At 38.2% G+C, this 16606-nt stretch carries 14 protein-coding genes; 4 read left to right on the forward strand and 10 right to left on the reverse strand.

The annotated features are described in order from the left end of the window. Positions 1 to 107: 107 nt before the first annotated feature. On the forward strand, positions 108 to 1517 hold the full coding sequence (locus tag QA539_RS07155; RefSeq protein ID WP_219492508.1) for an amino acid permease: 1410 nt from the start codon (positions 108 to 110) through the stop codon (positions 1515 to 1517). 88 nt (positions 1518 to 1605) lie between these two features. Here QA539_RS07155 and pyk read toward each other — a convergent pair whose 3' ends face one another. The 7 genes from pyk to QA539_RS07190 all read right to left on the reverse strand — a co-directional run bounded on the left by pyk (position 1606) and on the right by QA539_RS07190 (position 10966). Beyond that, entirely contained in the window at positions 1606 to 3366 is a 1761-nt protein-coding gene (gene pyk / locus QA539_RS07160; RefSeq protein ID WP_219492510.1) for a pyruvate kinase, read from the reverse strand. Between the two features lie 40 nt (positions 3367 to 3406). After that, the gene (pfkA, locus tag QA539_RS07165; protein ID WP_219492513.1) at positions 3407 to 4366 is read right to left on the reverse strand and encodes a 6-phosphofructokinase; all 960 of its coding nucleotides are present in this window, start codon (positions 4364 to 4366) and stop codon (positions 3407 to 3409) included. 181 nt (positions 4367 to 4547) lie between these two features. Further along, a complete protein-coding gene (accA, locus tag QA539_RS07170; protein WP_219494842.1) occupies positions 4548 to 5489 on the reverse strand; it encodes an acetyl-CoA carboxylase carboxyl transferase subunit alpha in 942 nt (313 codons plus the stop codon). A 2-nt stretch (positions 5490 to 5491) separates the two neighbouring features. After that, complete coding sequence (gene accD / locus QA539_RS07175) at positions 5492 to 6349, reverse strand: acetyl-CoA carboxylase, carboxyltransferase subunit beta (protein WP_219492515.1); 858 nt, start codon at positions 6347 to 6349, stop codon at positions 5492 to 5494. Positions 6350 to 6353: 4 nt separating this feature from the next. Beyond that, complete coding sequence (locus QA539_RS07180; RefSeq protein ID WP_241427444.1) at positions 6354 to 6788, reverse strand: FadR/GntR family transcriptional regulator; 435 nt, start codon at positions 6786 to 6788, stop codon at positions 6354 to 6356. A gap of 77 nt (positions 6789 to 6865) precedes the next feature. Further along, on the reverse strand, positions 6866 to 10012 hold the full coding sequence (locus QA539_RS07185) for a DNA polymerase III subunit alpha (protein WP_219492517.1): 3147 nt from the start codon (positions 10010 to 10012) through the stop codon (positions 6866 to 6868). A 9-nt stretch (positions 10013 to 10021) separates the two neighbouring features. Continuing rightward, the gene (locus tag QA539_RS07190) at positions 10022 to 10966 is read right to left on the reverse strand and encodes a DHH family phosphoesterase (RefSeq protein WP_419895027.1); all 945 of its coding nucleotides are present in this window, start codon (positions 10964 to 10966) and stop codon (positions 10022 to 10024) included. Positions 10967 to 11032: 66 nt separating this feature from the next. Here QA539_RS07190 and QA539_RS07195 point away from each other — a divergent pair, with 66 nt between their 5' ends. Beyond that, positions 11033 to 11383 carry a YtpI family protein gene (locus QA539_RS07195; protein WP_219492522.1) on the forward strand — a complete coding sequence of 117 codons (351 nt, stop codon included), beginning with the start codon at positions 11033 to 11035 and terminating at the stop codon, positions 11381 to 11383. A 50-nt stretch (positions 11384 to 11433) separates the two neighbouring features. Here the strand turns inward: QA539_RS07195 and QA539_RS07200 are convergent, their stop codons facing one another. Together QA539_RS07200 and QA539_RS07205 are read right to left on the reverse strand one after the other, a co-directional pair. Then, complete coding sequence (locus tag QA539_RS07200; protein WP_241427445.1) at positions 11434 to 12735, reverse strand: DRTGG domain-containing protein; 1302 nt, start codon at positions 12733 to 12735, stop codon at positions 11434 to 11436. Positions 12736 to 12761: 26 nt separating this feature from the next. Continuing rightward, positions 12762 to 13442 carry a metal-dependent hydrolase gene (locus QA539_RS07205; protein ID WP_283721992.1) on the reverse strand — a complete coding sequence of 227 codons (681 nt, stop codon included), beginning with the start codon at positions 13440 to 13442 and terminating at the stop codon, positions 12762 to 12764. A gap of 132 nt (positions 13443 to 13574) precedes the next feature. On the opposite strand from QA539_RS07205, the gene QA539_RS07210 reads away from it, so the two are divergent. Together QA539_RS07210 and QA539_RS07215 are read left to right on the forward strand one after the other, a co-directional pair. After that, the gene (locus tag QA539_RS07210) at positions 13575 to 14642 is read left to right on the forward strand and encodes a M24 family metallopeptidase (protein ID WP_219492530.1); all 1068 of its coding nucleotides are present in this window, start codon (positions 13575 to 13577) and stop codon (positions 14640 to 14642) included. Continuing rightward, complete coding sequence (locus tag QA539_RS07215; RefSeq protein ID WP_219492533.1) at positions 14639 to 15259, forward strand: copper homeostasis protein CutC; 621 nt, start codon at positions 14639 to 14641, stop codon at positions 15257 to 15259. Before QA539_RS07210 ends, QA539_RS07215 begins: the two co-directional genes overlap by 4 nt. Positions 15260 to 15312: 53 nt before the next feature. Here QA539_RS07215 and ald read toward each other — a convergent pair whose 3' ends face one another. Next, complete coding sequence (ald, locus tag QA539_RS07220; RefSeq protein ID WP_219492536.1) at positions 15313 to 16428, reverse strand: alanine dehydrogenase; 1116 nt, start codon at positions 16426 to 16428, stop codon at positions 15313 to 15315. Positions 16429 to 16606 lie beyond the last annotated feature (178 nt).

Raw genomic sequence — 16606 nt, forward strand, 5'->3', positions numbered from 1 at the left:
ATTATTGAGGGTCATAAGTTTTAGTTATAGATATATTTCAAAAAAAGTTTGAAGTTTTTGATAATTCATAACATAATAGAAAAATACTAAGGAAAGAAGGAAAAAATGTGAATACTCAATCAAATAGTAACAGTCAAAATGGTTTACAGCGTGCGCTTTCAAACAGACATATTCAGCTTATTGCAATTGGTGGAGCTATAGGTACCGGACTATTTTTAGGAGCTGGTAAATCTATCAATTTCGCAGGACCTTCGATATTATTGACATACCTCGTTATAGGATTGTTCTTATTCTTATTTATGCGAGGGCTTGGAGAATTATTATTATCCAATACGAATTATCATTCATTTACTGATATTGCAAGAGATTATCTTGGAGATTTCATGGGGTATATTACAGGCTGGACATATTGGTTCTGCTGGGTTGTAACTGGAATGGCAGAAGTGACTGCCGTTGCGAAGTACGTTCAATTTTGGTGGCCGGACTTCCCGACATGGGCATCTTCTTTAATCTGTATCGTTGTATTGATGGGACTGAATTTACTTACAGCCAAACTCTTCGGAGAACTTGAATTCTGGTTTGCTATCATTAAAGTAATTACAATCATCGCACTTATACTTGTTGGTATTATCCTAATTGTAATCGGGTTTGAAACGAAGTTTGGACATGCATCACTTACTAATCTATGGTCACATAACGGTTTTTTCCCGAATGGAATGAATGGTTTTCTGCTGAGCTTCCAGATGGCAATATTTAGTTTCGTAGGAATCGAGCTTATCGGTGTTACAGCGGGCGAAGCTCAAGATCCAGAGAAAACATTACCTCGTGCAATAAACAGTGTACCTATTCGTATCGTTTTATTTTATATTGGTTCTTTAATCATCATCATGAGTGTTACACCATGGGACAAAATCGATCCGAACGAAAGTCCATTCGTTAAGTTCTTTGGACTGATCGGTATCGGATTTGCAGCAAGTTTAATCAATTTTGTAGTTATCACATCCGCATCATCTTCATGTAACAGCGGAATCTTTTCAAACAGCCGTATGCTATTCGGATTAAGTAAAAACTTCTCAAAGGGAGATGACAGCTTCTTTCAAAGAACGAATAAAGCTGGCGTACCAGCGAATGCAGTTGTGTTCTCAAGTGTACTTCTATTAATATCCGTATTATTGAACTATATTATTCCGAATGCAAATGCTGTATTTACACTCGTAACTACAGTTGCTACTGTATTCTTTATCGTTGTATGGTCAATTATTATGTTCGCTTATTTGAAATATTTAAAAACACGACCAGAACTTCATGAACATAGTACTTATAAAATGCCTGGCGGAAAAATAGCAGCCTACATTGTACTTGCATTCTTTGCCTTTGTGTTCATGCTCTTATTTATAGCAGAAGACACACGTTTGGGATTATTCGTTTCACCATTATGGTTTATCCTATTAGCAGTTATGTATTATGTGCAGGGTGGATTTAAGAAAGACAACTTCGAAAAACATAATTATAGATAAAGAAAGTATCAAGGGCATTTAGCTTCAATTATAATCAAAAAAGTTTACAGAAATCAAAAATAAGGATGAGCAAATGCTCATCCTTATTTTAGTTTACTTTTGCGTGCCCGATATATACTTTATTATGCTGTGCATCTACTGTTACAAGTGTACCGTTTTCTAATGTATTCATCACATCCTGGACACCTACGATTGTCGGTTTACCGAGATTAAGCCCAACGACTGCCGCATGTGATGTTAATCCACCTTCTTCAGTTACAATCGCAACTGCCTGTTCAAGATAAGGTACCATATCTGCATCTGTCTGCGGTGATACGACAACTTTGTCCGTCATATCAATACCTTGTAGTTCTTCTGCACTATTTGCTTTAATGACCTTGCCGTGTGCTGCAGTTCTACCTATACCTGTTCCTGCTGCAATCACATCACCAATCAGATGAATCTTCATTAAGTTCGTAGTTCCTGCTTCACCTGTTGGGATACCTGCTGTAATAATGATTAAATCTCCATTTTCGACAGTTCCTATTTCAATTGCTGCCTGTACAGATTTATCTAATAATTCATCTGTTGTAGATTTACCAGTCTTCACTATAGGTATTACGCCCCATACTAAAGAAAGATGTCTCGCTGTTTCTTCATAAGGTGTTACTGCGATAATATGTGCATGTGGGCGATATTTAGAGATTATCTGTGCTGTTGTACCACTTTCAGTTGCAGCGACAATCGTCTGTACGTCTAAATTTAAAGCAGTATGAGCTACAGACACACCAATCGCATTTACCATAGATGGCTGATTTAATTTCGTACGGTCTGAAAGCATGCGCTTATAATCTTGTGCTTCTTCTGCAGCAAATGCAATATTGTGCATCGTCTTAACCGATTCTTCCGGATATAATCCTGCAGCCGTTTCACCTGATAACATCACTGCGTCACTTCCATCATAGATGGCGTTGGCAACGTCACTTGCTTCTGCACGTGTACAACGTGGGTTACGCTGCATAGAATCGAGCATCTGTGTGGCAGTGATTACAGGTTTTCCGAGAATATTACACTTCTGAATCAATTCTTTCTGTACTAGCGGTACTTGCTCAGCGGGTATTTCAACCCCCATATCTCCACGTGCAATCATCAGTCCATCAGAAACTTCCAGAATCTGATCGATATTCTCTATCCCTTCTTCATTTTCAATTTTAGGGATAATATGAATAAAGTCGCATTGATTTTTCTCTAATATTTCACGAATTTCTAATACATCACTCGCACGACGTACAAATGATGCCGCAATGAAGTCTACTTTCTGTTCGATACCGAATAGAATATCTGAAGCATCTTTATCTGTAATTCCAGGCAAGTTTACTTTGACACCAGGTAAATTTACACCTTTCTTATTCTTTAGTTCACCTGCATTGATGACGTCACATACAATCTTACCTTCGTCATGCAGGATATCTTTGACCTTAAGTTCGATCAATCCATCGTCTAACAAAATTGTAGAACCTATATGAATATCATTGATTAGTTCAGGATACGTGACCGAGAACTCTGCAGGCGTGCCCAATACTTGTTCCATATTGACTGTAACAGTTGAACCTTTGACAAGTTCAATCTTATCGTTTCCCATATTATGTGTTCTAATTTCAGGACCTTTCGTATCAAGCAAGATTGCTACCGTCTTATTTAAACGTTGCGCTACAGAGCGAATTGTCTCGATACGTGCCTGATGTTCCTCGTGTGAACCATGCGAGAAATTAAGTCGAGCAACGTTCATACCCGCATTCATCAATTTCTCTAACATTTCAGGAGATTCTGAAGCCGGTCCGATTGTACATACTATTTTAGTTTTTCTCATTTTATGAGCCTCCATTATATTTGTTGCGACACTTATTGCATTATATCGATAATTCATTAGATAAATCATACATCTTCTCATCTAAATGATGGACAGATGTGAAGATATCTTCAAACTTAGTCTTAGATAAACTATTATTCTGAATGCCAACTGCAAGACCAGTTTCATTATTCATCAGCAGTTCTACAGCATAGCCACCTAGACGACTTGCAAGTACTCTATCCATTCCAGAAGGTGAGCCTCCACGCTGCATATGACCAAGTACCGAGATACGAGTATCAACATTAATATATTTCTTTAGTTCCTGACCACATTCTTCACCGGTCATAACGCCTTCAGCAACAACGATGATAGAATGTTTCTTGCCACGTTCGATCCCTTGTTGAATTTTATCTGCAATGACCTTGACATCTTTACGGTGCTCTGGACACAATACTGTCTCAGCACCTCCTGCAAGACCAGACCATAGCGCTAAGTCTCCGGCATCTCTCCCCATGACTTCTACGATGAATGTACGTTCATGACTCGACGCTGTATCTCTAATCTTATCAATTGCTTCTACAATCGTATTTAAAGCCGTATCAAATCCTATCGTAAAGTCTGTGCCGTTGATATCATTATCGATTGTTCCTGGAATACCGATTGTCTTTATGCCTTCTTCATTCAGTCTTTGAGCACCACGATAACTTCCATCGCCACCAATAACCACTAGACCTTCGATACCAAGATTATTTAAATTGGCAATCGCCTGCTTACGTACTTCTGGATCTTTAAATTCTGGACAACGTGCCGACTGCAGAAACGTCCCCCCACGCTGTATCTTATCCCCTACAGTACCACGTTCCATCTTCTTAATATTATTATTGATTAATCCTTGATACCCTTGATATACGCCATAAACTTCTATGCCATAATACATTGCTTTACGCACAACAGCACGAACAGCAGCATTCATTCCAGGTGCATCGCCACCACTCGTTAATACAGCTATCTTTTTCATATCAATTCCTCACTTTGTGTATTCTTTATCTTTAAATTAACACATTACTTTCACATTATCCATCAATATCACATGTTCGTAACAATGAAAACGTTTTAAAAAAACATTCAAAAAAAAACGTCGCCAACTCATTATTTAGACAACGTTTTCAACTATCTTTTCATATTATGTTAATATCTTTTTATTTGATTTCACCGATTGCTCTAAACTTATCATAACGTTGCTGCACAATGTCCTCTGCAGAGCGTTGTGAAAGTTCACGAATATACGGAGTTAATGCTTTATTGATCAACTGACTTTGTTGTGCGATATCTCGATGTGCACCACCAGGTATTTCATGAATCACTTCATCTACGACGCCAAGTTCAAGTAAGTCAGGTGCAGTAATCTTCATCGTTTCTGCCGACAACTGGGCCAGTGTACTATCTTTCCACAGTAACGCTGCCGCACCTTCTGGAGAAATGACGGAATACGTTGCGTTTTCTAACATTAACAATGTATTACATACACCTAAACCAAGTGCTCCACCACTCCCACCTTCCCCGATGACAATCGAGATAACCGGTACTTTAAGTGCAGCCATCTCTACTAGATTGCGTGCAATCGATTCACTCTGCCCGCGTTCTTCAGCTGCTTTACCAGGATATGCTCCTTTCGTATCGATAAAGCATATAATCGGACGGTTGAACTTTTCAGCTTGCTTCATCAATCGCATCGCTTTACGATAACCTTCTGGATGCGCCATACCGAAATTTCTGTATATATTATCTTTCGTCTCTTTTCCTCTTTGGTGACCAATGACAGTAACAGGACGGCCTTGGAAAGAAGCAATACCTCCGACGATTGCAGGATCATCTCTAAAGTTTCTATCTCCATGAAATTCCATAAACTCATCAAATAGATGCGCAATATAATCTAAAGTTGTCGGTCTTTCACCTAGACGTGCAATCTGCACTCTTTGCCAAGGGGACAGATCGGCATAGATTGATTTAAATAGGTTTTCTTTCTTTGCCTTCAGTAATTCTACCTCATGTGTTAAATCAACATCAGATGCTTTCATATACTGCTCTATATCTTGAATTTTCTTTTCGATATCTCTAATAGGTTGTTCAAAATCCAGCACCATTAATTTTCACCCCTTTGATGTAATTTCAAGATTGTAGTAAGGACCTCTTTCATCTCATTACGATGGACAACTTTATCAAGCTGTCCATGATCCAGTAGAAATTCAGCGGTCTGGAAATCATCAGGTAATTTCTCATTAATCGTCTGTTCGATGATACGTCGTCCTGCAAATCCAATCAAACTTTCTGGTTCCGCAAGATTAATATCTCCGACAGATGCAAAACTTGCAGATACACCACCTGTCGTAGGATGTGTCATGAATGCAATGTATAATAACCCTGCTTCACGATGTCGGTTCAAAGCCACACTCACTTTGGCCATTTGCATCAGCGATAGTATTCCTTCCTGCATTCTCGCACCACCACTTGCTGTAAAGATAATAAAAGGCATCTGCTGTTTCGTCGCATATTCAATTACACGTGTAATCTTCTCTCCAACAACCGTTCCCATAGAGCCCATACGAAACCTTGAATCCATTACAGCGATACCCGTTTCATAGCCGTTGATAGTACCCCATCCGGTTACGACTGCTTCATCAATCTCCGTCTTCATTCTATCTTTCTCTATTTTCTCTTCATAATTCGGAAAGTTAAGCGGATTGACTGGTTCAACATGTTTATCCAGTTCCTTAAATGTATCTTTATCCATCAAAGCATCAATGCGGTCATAGGCGTTCATCGCCATGTGATGATCACAGTTAAAACAGACATTTAGATTTTCTTGCAGCTCTTTTGTATACATGATTTTTTGACATTTTGGACATTTCGCCATTATACCTTCAGGTACTTCTGTATCTGTCATATTTTTAACGGTTACATATTTTTTCTTCTTATTCTTTTTAAAGATATCCTTAAACATATGCTCACGCCTTCTCATCATAAGTCGCTTCATAGCGCTTTAATAATTTCCAAACTCTAAACATGATTGTGTTGCTTGTATTGATACATTCTTCAATCGTCTTGTTCTCTTCAATTGTTATACTGCTTTCAATCATATGTATAAAATCCTTTATTTCACCTGTTTGTGCCCTTGACGTGATCAAATATCCACCTATCAGCTCGAAGAACTGGTTATTATCCATATCAGATAAATAAGTTCCTTCGCCCCGTCTTGTCTCGATAACGCCAAGAATCTCAAGTGCGCGTAATGCTTCTCTTATGCTTGAGCGACTAATATTGAGTAATTCGCTCAAATGTCTTTCAGATGGAAGTTTATCACCAGACTTCAGTCCATCATTCTTTATCATACGGTCGATTTCATCTAAAACATGATTAAAACCTTTATGCGGGGTATTCACAGTTGCACCTCCAAAAGAATCCTTAGTGGTCTGACCACTAAGGATTAATATATCACATGTTTAATTTTTAATAAAGTTTATATTATGCGAATGTCTTCAGGATTGAAATATTCAACCAGTTCTTTAATTTTATCTTTGGACACTGTGCCAATTACATGTTGTGCACGATCAAAATAGATGACCTGTATCTCCCCTTCATCTAGAATAAAAGTCTCTGGCAACGGTTCGCGTATATAAATAAATCGAGCTTGCTCGTATATTCTTTTTATAAATGATTCGACAGTTTCAATCGTTTCAGCGATATAGTTATCTTTCCCTCTGTTATTATCAAATTTCCCATTGATCACAACCATTTGATGAGATTGAATCGCTGTCTCAAACTTACGATAAGTATCTGGAAAACATACGATATCGATATTATCTGTACCATCAAAGCCTTTGATAAATGCCATCGGTTGACCTTTCTTTGTTCTAATCCTTCTCACTTCATCAATGAATATCAGCATGTAATGCTGATTCAGTCGTTGCGCAATTTTATATAACGGCAAATATTGAAGTGCTTTAAAACGTGATTCGACCGGATGATTCGTTAAATAAAAGCCAAGATATGCTTTTTCATATTCTGCTTTTTTCATATCTGACATTTCTTCGTGAATGATATAATCTTTCTTCTTATTTAAACCAAGCGACTCTAGAAAGCTTCCTTCTCCTTCGTTTGTCCTTTCAACATCGATTATCATATCAAGTGATGCAAGTAATGTTGCGCGCGTGTGTCCAAAGGAATCAAAACTGCCGGCATGGATTAGAGCTTCTAATAAAGGTTTACTAACAATTCGTGAGGGGATACGTGCACAGAAATCATAGATATCTTTAAATGAACCTTGTTTTCTTGCATCAATAATATCCTGAACACTTTTGTAGCCGAGTCCTTTAATGACACCTAGAGCGTTTAATATACCGTCCTTATATGTGCGATAATACCAATGTGCCTTATTGATATCGGCAGCATATATCGGTATACCACGTTTCTTGACTTCATCGATAATCTCTTTAGTCTTGTGCTCACTGCCGATTTGATTACTCAGGATAGCTGTATAGAAGATATTTGGATAATGTACTTTCAGGTATAACATACAGTAAGCGATTTTCGCATATGCAACTGCATGCGCTTTCGGAAATCCATAGTTCGCGAACTTCAGTATTAATTCATATATCGCTTCTGCGGTTTGTTTATCATAACCTTTATTGACGCTTCCTAAAATAAAATGTTCTTTTTCCGTCAGTAGCACCGACATGTCCTTCTTGCTCATGGCTCGCCTTAATATATCCGCTTCTCCGTAACTGAATCCTGCAAATTGATTTGCAATCTGCATAATTTGTTCTTGATAAATGATGACACCAAATGTATCTTTCAATATCGCTTTTAGATCGTCATGAATATAATCTACAGATTGAGCACCGTGCCTTCTTTCAATATAGACTGGAATCTGTTCCATAGGGCCTGGTCGATAAAGTGCCAGCACGGCAACAATGTCGTTGAAATGACTGGGTTTCAGATTACGCAGTACATTTCGAATACCATCCGATTCGAGCTGGAATATACCAGTGGTGTCACCTTGCGCCAGTAATGCATAGACTTTAGGGTCATCAAGCGGCAATGTATTCAGGTCAAGCTGCTGATTAAACTGTATCTTAACCTGATCCATCACATTATGTATGATTGACAGATTCCTTAGTCCTAAAAAGTCGATTTTCAGTAAACCGATAGATTCAACTTCTGTCATCGTCCACTGCGTAAGTGACACTGAATCTCCTTCTATAATCGGCACGTAATCTGTCAGTAGCTGATCATGAATAATTACGCCAGCAGCATGTGTCGATGTGTTACGCGGGAGTCCTTCGAGCGCATAAGCAATGTCAAACCATTGCTTTCGACGATCACTCTTATTGATGAACCGCACAAAATCCTCATCCGTCTTCATATCATCAAGTGTGATACCGACACGTTTTGGAATCAAAGTACTGATTTCTTTTAATTCGGCATCTGAAAACTGTAATATACGCCCTGTATCACGCATTACAGCACGGGCATTTAAATGTCCGAATGTCACGATGCCACTGACATTGTATTTACCGTATTTGTCAACCGCATACTGAATCACCTGATCACGCTTCGTATCTTCAAAATCAATATCAATATCTGGCATCGTCACACGTTCTGGATTTAAGAACCGTTCGAAGAGCAGATTGTATTGAACAGGATCTACTTCAGTGATTCCAAGCACATAGCTGATTAGTGAGCCACCTGAAGAACCACGCCCCGGGCCAACAAGAATATCATTTTCCTTTGCATACTGAATTAAATCACCGACAATCAGAAAGTAATCGGCATACCCCATCTGCGTTATGACATCATATTCATAACGCAGACGTTGCTCATAGCGTTCATCAAAATGTGGAATCTCTTTCTTTTTATCTTGAAGCAGCTTCATTAGATATGCATCACTCGAATAACCATCGATAGGAAATTTCGGCATAGATGCATGATGCTTTGTAATATCTACATTACATTGTTCTGCAATTTCATGCGTGCGGTCTATATAGTCCTGCGGAATCTTCAAATCAACGAGTTGCGCTTCACCCTTCATATACGCTGTGCCCGCTTTGATTTGTACCATTTCTAATGGCAGCTTCTTATTCTCCTCTATCGCATTGAGTACTTCCAGATGCTGTACACCACTGGATTCTAGATAAAGTACATCTTCTATATATACTTTTTTTGCAGCAAGAGAACTGTTATGGCAAATATAATAAGATTCGATACCCTGTGTAAAATGTGATTCTGACTCCGTAATCGACTTGAAGATTACGATTAGTCCAGATTGATATTGTGTCAGCCATTTTAAAGGTGTGAGCGTTACACCTTTAAGCTGTATTCTCGATGAAAGTTTGATCAGGTTCACATATCCTGTATTGTTGCGTGCAAGACATACGGCATGAATTTGTTTCAGGCCATCCGTCACACGTATCTCCATTCCAATTATCGGTTTAATATCAGCAGCAATACATGCCTTATAAAATGATTGCACACCAAATAATACATTAAAGTCCGTCAGGGCAACTGCATGTTCTTTTAATTCTGTGACACGTGTCACTAACTTATCGATTTCAACTGTAGAATGTAAAAGATCATATGCCGAATGCACATTTAAATGAACAACCATTCGTTTCACCTACCCATTTACAAGTTTCTTTAGTTCACTTAACAACTGCTCGTATTCCGATATGCTATATACAGAAGCACCACTTGCCAATGGATGACCTCCGCCATTATATTTAGCAGCGAGCGTGTTAATCACAACTTCTTTACTTCTAAGTCTCACGCGAATAGCATCGCCTTCATCTACAGCATAAGCCCATGCTTTGATTCCTTTCATATCGGAAAAGGCATTGACAAATAACGAAGCCTCTGAAGCGGTAATATTAAATCTTTCTAGTATTTCCTTAGAAATGAAAATATTGCCGACTCCATTATCAAAGTTAAAGTTTTGCAGCACAAAGCCTTGAAACTTCATACTTGAAGCCTCTCGTTGCTGCATTTGATTAATCATCTTCGTATGATCTATATCAAACTTAAGTAGTTCAGCAGCAACTTCCATCGTTCGCGATGTTGTATTATTGAAGAGAAATCTTCCAGTATCTCCAACAATCCCGATATAAAGACACTTTGCTGCTGCGGTATCGATATAATCACTTCCATATCCTAGAGAAGTCAATATTTCATAGATGATTTCACTTGTTGACGATGCAGTCGTATCCACAATGTTAAGTTCTCCATATTGATTTTCAGGGGGATGATGATCGATTTTTATTACCTTATCACAAAGCGTGTATCTGCTATCATCAATACGCGGTGCATTTGCAGTATCCAAAACGAGCGCTAACGCCCTTTCAAACTGTTTATCAGTTAAAGTATCCATGTCACCGATAAACTTTAAATTTTCAACTTCAGTACCCACCGCATATACACGTTTATTGGGATATAAACGCTTAATTGCATGTTTTAATCCTATTTGTGAACCTAATGCATCTGGATCCGGTCGGACATGTCTAAAAATAATAATTGTCTCGTAAGCATTGATTTCATTAATCAGTGCATTTATTTCTTGTTTATTCATATATTCTCCTTTATTTACTAAAATTCATTTCGTTGATATAATCGATAAGACTGGAGGTTAATTCAAATGGAAGTTATTTTTCCTTATATTATATCAGCACTTGTTGCTGTTATGTTGTTTTCATTTATATTTACTATATTTAATATCGCTAAGTACTTCAGAACAGTGAAAGACGTTCGTCGCGCCTGGTATCGCGCTCGAGCACGTCAATGTTTCGCTATCTTTATGTTTGCCTTCGCTTTGAACCAGATGCTGTTATTTCCACAGTGGTTTACTTTTGTAGTATGCGCGATACTGATCGTCTTTGCAGTAGTTAACTATCAATATGCGATTAGAGCAAAGCATCATTTTGAGTCTCACTTTGCAGATGAAGACGCTGCATGGGCTGAACTTGAAAAGAAACAGCGCCAACGATAGCTTCATTAATAACAAAACCCGTACGCATATACACGTATGGGTTTTGTTATTTAATAGAAATGTTCAATCACCTGTACCGCACAAAGTGATTTGGCAACGGTTTGATTGCGGACAGATAACGCCACCTCTACTTTCGCTGCTTTTCTACCAAGATCGAGCAACGTAAATGTCACATTCACTTCACTGTCCATCTGTACGATCTTAATAAATATAATATCGATATTATCTATTAGTATATCGCCTTTAATATGCTTTTTCATTTCATGATTTATTGTCTCTTCTATAATCGCTAAATAAACAGATTTACTCAGCATGCCAAACTGATTGGACATTTGAGGTGAGATTTTCACTGAAATTTCACCTTCTTTAAATGTCATCTTCTTAAGCACCTGATCATTAATCGTATCACCAATATGAGGCTGACGATCGACAACCTGCATCGCCTTCAACACATCTTCTCGCGATACGATACCAAGTAGATTATTGTATCTAGAAACAACTGGCAGCAGTTCAATGCTTTCCCAGATCATAATATGCGCACAACTTGCGACAGTAGAATTTAAGTTCACTGATACGGGATTTTTCGTCATCACCTTTTTAATCTTCTCATTAGGATTCTTCCCTAGTACATCTTTACTTGTTACGATTCCACTCAGTTTATTATTATCATCCAGCACTGGAAATCTCGTGTGCTTCGATGATTCTGAAAGATGATTCCATTCACTGACAGTATCGTTTTCTCTTAAACAGATTGTATTCTCTATCTTTATCAATATATCTTGTGCTGTGAGCACTTCTTTTTTTATCAGCTGATCATAGATAGCGCGATTGATCATGTTTGCGACAGCAAAGGTATCAAAATTAGAAGAGATAATCGGCAATTCTAAGCTGTCTGCCATTTTTTTAACTTCCTCAGTAGTATCAAAACCACCTGTAACGAGTACGGCAGAGCCTTTTGACAAGGCAAGCTTCTGTACTTCTGAACGGTTACCGACAATAAGCAAGGTATTCTCACCGATATACTTCTCCACTTCGTTTAGTTCCATGGCACCAATTGCAAACTTGGTCAATGATTTATGCAGGCCCTCACGCCCACCAATAACATGACCGTCAATAATATTAACAATCTCTGCAAACGTCAGATTATCTATTGCATTGCGCTTCTTCTTTTCGATACGAATCGTTCCAACACGTTCAATCGTTGAAACGATACCATTATTCTCAGCCTCTTTAATTGCACGATATGCAGTACCTTCAGATACACGGAGTATCTTTGCGATTTGTCTTACAGATATCTTTGACCCCACGGGTAAATTGGTGATATGTTCTATGATTTGTTCATGTTTTGTCAATGTTCCACCCATTCTCTTACTTATTATTAAATTGAAACAGATTGACCGCTCTGCAATATTTTAACCTTCGTATGTACCTTATCAGCAAACGCATTCACATCAACTTCAATATACGGAAATGTATTGTAATGAATTGGAACAGCAATAGTCGGTTTGATCAATTCATTAATAGCATAAGCTGCATCGTCAATACCCATCGTAAAATTATCGCCGATCGGAACAAAGCAGACATCAGCAGGATGACGCTCTGCGATTAATTTCATATCAGAGAATAATCCAGTGTCACCACAATGGTAAATAACCTTTTCTCCTAGTGTAAAGACCAGACCGCAAGGCATACCTAAATAAATGATGTCACCCGCTTCAGTAATAGAATTACTATGGAATGCCTGCACATATTTTACCTTACCAAAATCAAATGCTACGTTCCCACCGATATTCATCGGATGTGTATTTTCAACACCTTTACCTGCTAAATAATCACAAAGTTCTGGTGTTCCAATTACCTTTGCTCCTGTGCGCTTTGCAATTGCTTCAGTATCTCCTAGATGGTCGCCATGTCCATGTGTAAGTACAATATAATCCACTTCAAGTGTTTCACTATCTAAGTCTGACAGATTATTCCCATTAATAAAAGGATCTACAATGACTTTCTTTCCATTATGTTCGAATGTAATACAAGATTGACCGTGAAAAAAGATTTCCATTATAACACCTCTCTCCTATTGTTAGGTTCTATTATACATGAATTAAAGTGTATTTAAAAAGCCGACACATGAAAATTGAATAATCAATTAATCTAATTTACACTAGTAGTACTATGAAAAAGGAGCAATGATATGAAAAATCTAGAAAAATTGACAGCTTATATGACTGAACAGAATATTACACATGCTTTTATTACAACACCAGAAAATATTAATTACTTCAGTGGCTTCCTTTCTGACCCACACGAACGACTTACGGCTTTATACGTAACGCAGCACGAAGCATCATTAATCGTGCCTGCAATGGAAGTGAACGATGCGATAAATGCGTCAAACTTAAATACAATTGGCTATTCAGATACAGAAGATGCCTTTCAAGTAGCGAAACATCAGCTTGAGATTCCAGATGGAGCTGTGATGTTTATCGAAGAGGAACATGTAACAGTAAAGCGTGAGAAAGCAATTCAGCTGCACTTCAAACCAAGTGCATTACAGTCAATCGATCAGATCATTAAAGACATGCGAAACATTAAATCAGAAGATGAGATCGCTTTATTAAAACAAGCTGCACGCTACGCAGACCAAGCAGTTGAAACCGGAGTAGCAGCATTAAAAATCGGTATTACTGAAGCGGAAGTTGTGCAGATTATTGAAAATGAAATGAAACGTATTGAAGGTATTTCTGATATGAGTTTCAGTACGATGGTACTCTTTGGTGATCACGCAGCAAGTCCACACGGCACACCTGGAGGAAGAACGTTGAATGAGGACGAATATGTACTCTTTGATCTTGGTGTTATATACAAAGGTTATTGTTCTGATATTACACGTACAGTAGCATTCGGTACGCCTCCTCAACTCCATCAAGATATTCACAGTATCGTTACAGAAGCAAATAAACGTGCGATAGCACTTGTAAAGCCCGGTGTACCTATTAAAGACATCGACGCAGCTGCACGTGATTATATCACCTCTAAAGGTTATGGAGACTATTTCCCACACCGTCTAGGTCACGGTCTCGGCATCAGTGTACATGAATTCCCAGATATCTCTTCATCAAATGAAAACACATTACAAGCTGGTATGGTATTTACAATCGAACCCGGTATTTACTATCCTGAAACAGTCGGCGTTCGCGTTGAAGACGATATTCTAGTAACAGAAGATGGATACGAAGTACTCACGAGCTATGTAAAATGACCACATATAATGTCGTCGAAACTTTCCATGATCTATACGAAGCAGTAAATCATGGAGGAACACATATTGTTATCAATCAGACCGGGATGACAGCAAGTTACGGATTCGCAAAAATAGCGATAGAATACTGCCATCCCCTAAACGTCAGAGTATACGCACTCATCAATCCATCATTCCAAAGTTATCGTTACACTTTATTTGATGTCGAAATCATGCGGGAAGATATTAGACAGTTGAATCGGTTGAAGATAGATGGCTTTATATTCGGTGCACTGGACTCTGATAATAACCTTGATATTCCAGTGATGCGGACATTAATTCAAGCTGCTGAATCAACACCAGTGATCATGCATTCTCAATTTGATAAGATTCCGCTCCGCACACAACTAAAAGCGATGGATGCATTAATTGAGATAAATGTATCAGCAATCATCACACATGGGGATGTTTCTTACTTGAAACCTATCGTTGATAATACGCAGCAGCTTGGTCGTCTGTTACGACATTCCAAAGGTAAAATTGAGATTATTCCGGAAGTAGCAGACAGCAATGAATTCACTGAGCTGAAAAAATGGATTCCATTTCAGCATGCATATGGCAGAGAAATCTATCATTAATATACAAAAATCGAGGCCCCCATCAATATGCGGGCCTCGATTTTATTCTTTCATTAATTATTCAACAATGATTTTGCATCAAAGTATTCTAAGCCTTGGTCCTGTGCTACAGCCTCAAAAGTAACATGTCCATCAAGCGTATTGAAACCTTTTAGGATTGCTTCGTTATCTAAAGCTGCTTGCTTATACCCTTTATTTGCAATCTGGATTGCATAAGGAATCGTTGCATTTGATAATGCCATCGTTGATGTGCGTGGTACAGCACCTGGCATATTCGCAACTGAATAATGCACAACATCATGTTTCACGAATGTTGGTTCATCATGCGTTGTGATACGGTCTGAAGTTTCGAAAATACCACCTTGGTCAATTGCAATATCAATGACTACTGAACCTGGGCTCATTGACTTGATCATTTCTTCAGTTACAAGTTTTGGAGCTTTCGCACCTGGAATTAATACTGCGCCAATCACAAGATCACTTTCACGTACACTGTCAGCAATGTTTAATGGTGTAGACATTAAAGTCTGAACTTGATTTCCGAATAAATCATCTAACTGCTGTAAACGTACTGGGCTTAAGTCTAAGATTGTAACTTCAGCACCTAGACCGACTGCCATTTTCGCAGCGTTTGTTCCAGCTTGTCCTCCACCGATAATTGTTACACGACCTTTTTGAACGCCGGGTACACCTGCTAATAAGATTCCTTTACCACCATGAATCTTCTGTAAGAACTGTGCACCGATTTGTGTTGCCATACGACCTGCAACCTCACTCATCGGAGATAATAATGGTAGCCCACCTGTCGGTAACTGAACTGTTTCATACGCTATCCCTACCACTTTATTATCTAATAAAGCTTTCGTTAATGCTGGTTCTGGAGCTAAATGTAAATATGTGAATAAAATTAAGCCTTCTTTAAAATATTTAAATTCAGGCGCTAAAGGTTCTTTAACCTTCATTACCATATCTACATTCCATGCTTCTTCAACTGAACCAATGCGTCCGCCTACTTCGATGTAATCCTCATCTGTGAAGTAAGAACCAAGTCCTGCACCTTTTTCGACGATAACCTCATGTCCGTTATCAACTAATGCATGAACCCCACCAGGTGTCAATGCGACACGATTCTCGTTGTTTTTAATTTCTTTTGGAATACCTATTAACATGTCATACACTCCCCTTAATTTATCCTTACAAGAATATAGTAACATTTACAAATGAAAACGCAATCATTTAATTTAGTAAGAGTATTCAGAATATATAAAATGTTTACAATTCTATTATTACATTCTAAACATTAGTGATATAATAAAAGTGTAATAAAGATCGTAAATGGAGGGATTT

Origin of the sequence: Macrococcus psychrotolerans (genome assembly GCF_038095555.1) — a bacterium.
Taxonomy (GTDB): Bacteria; Bacillota; Bacilli; order Staphylococcales; family Staphylococcaceae; genus Macrococcoides; species Macrococcoides psychrotolerans.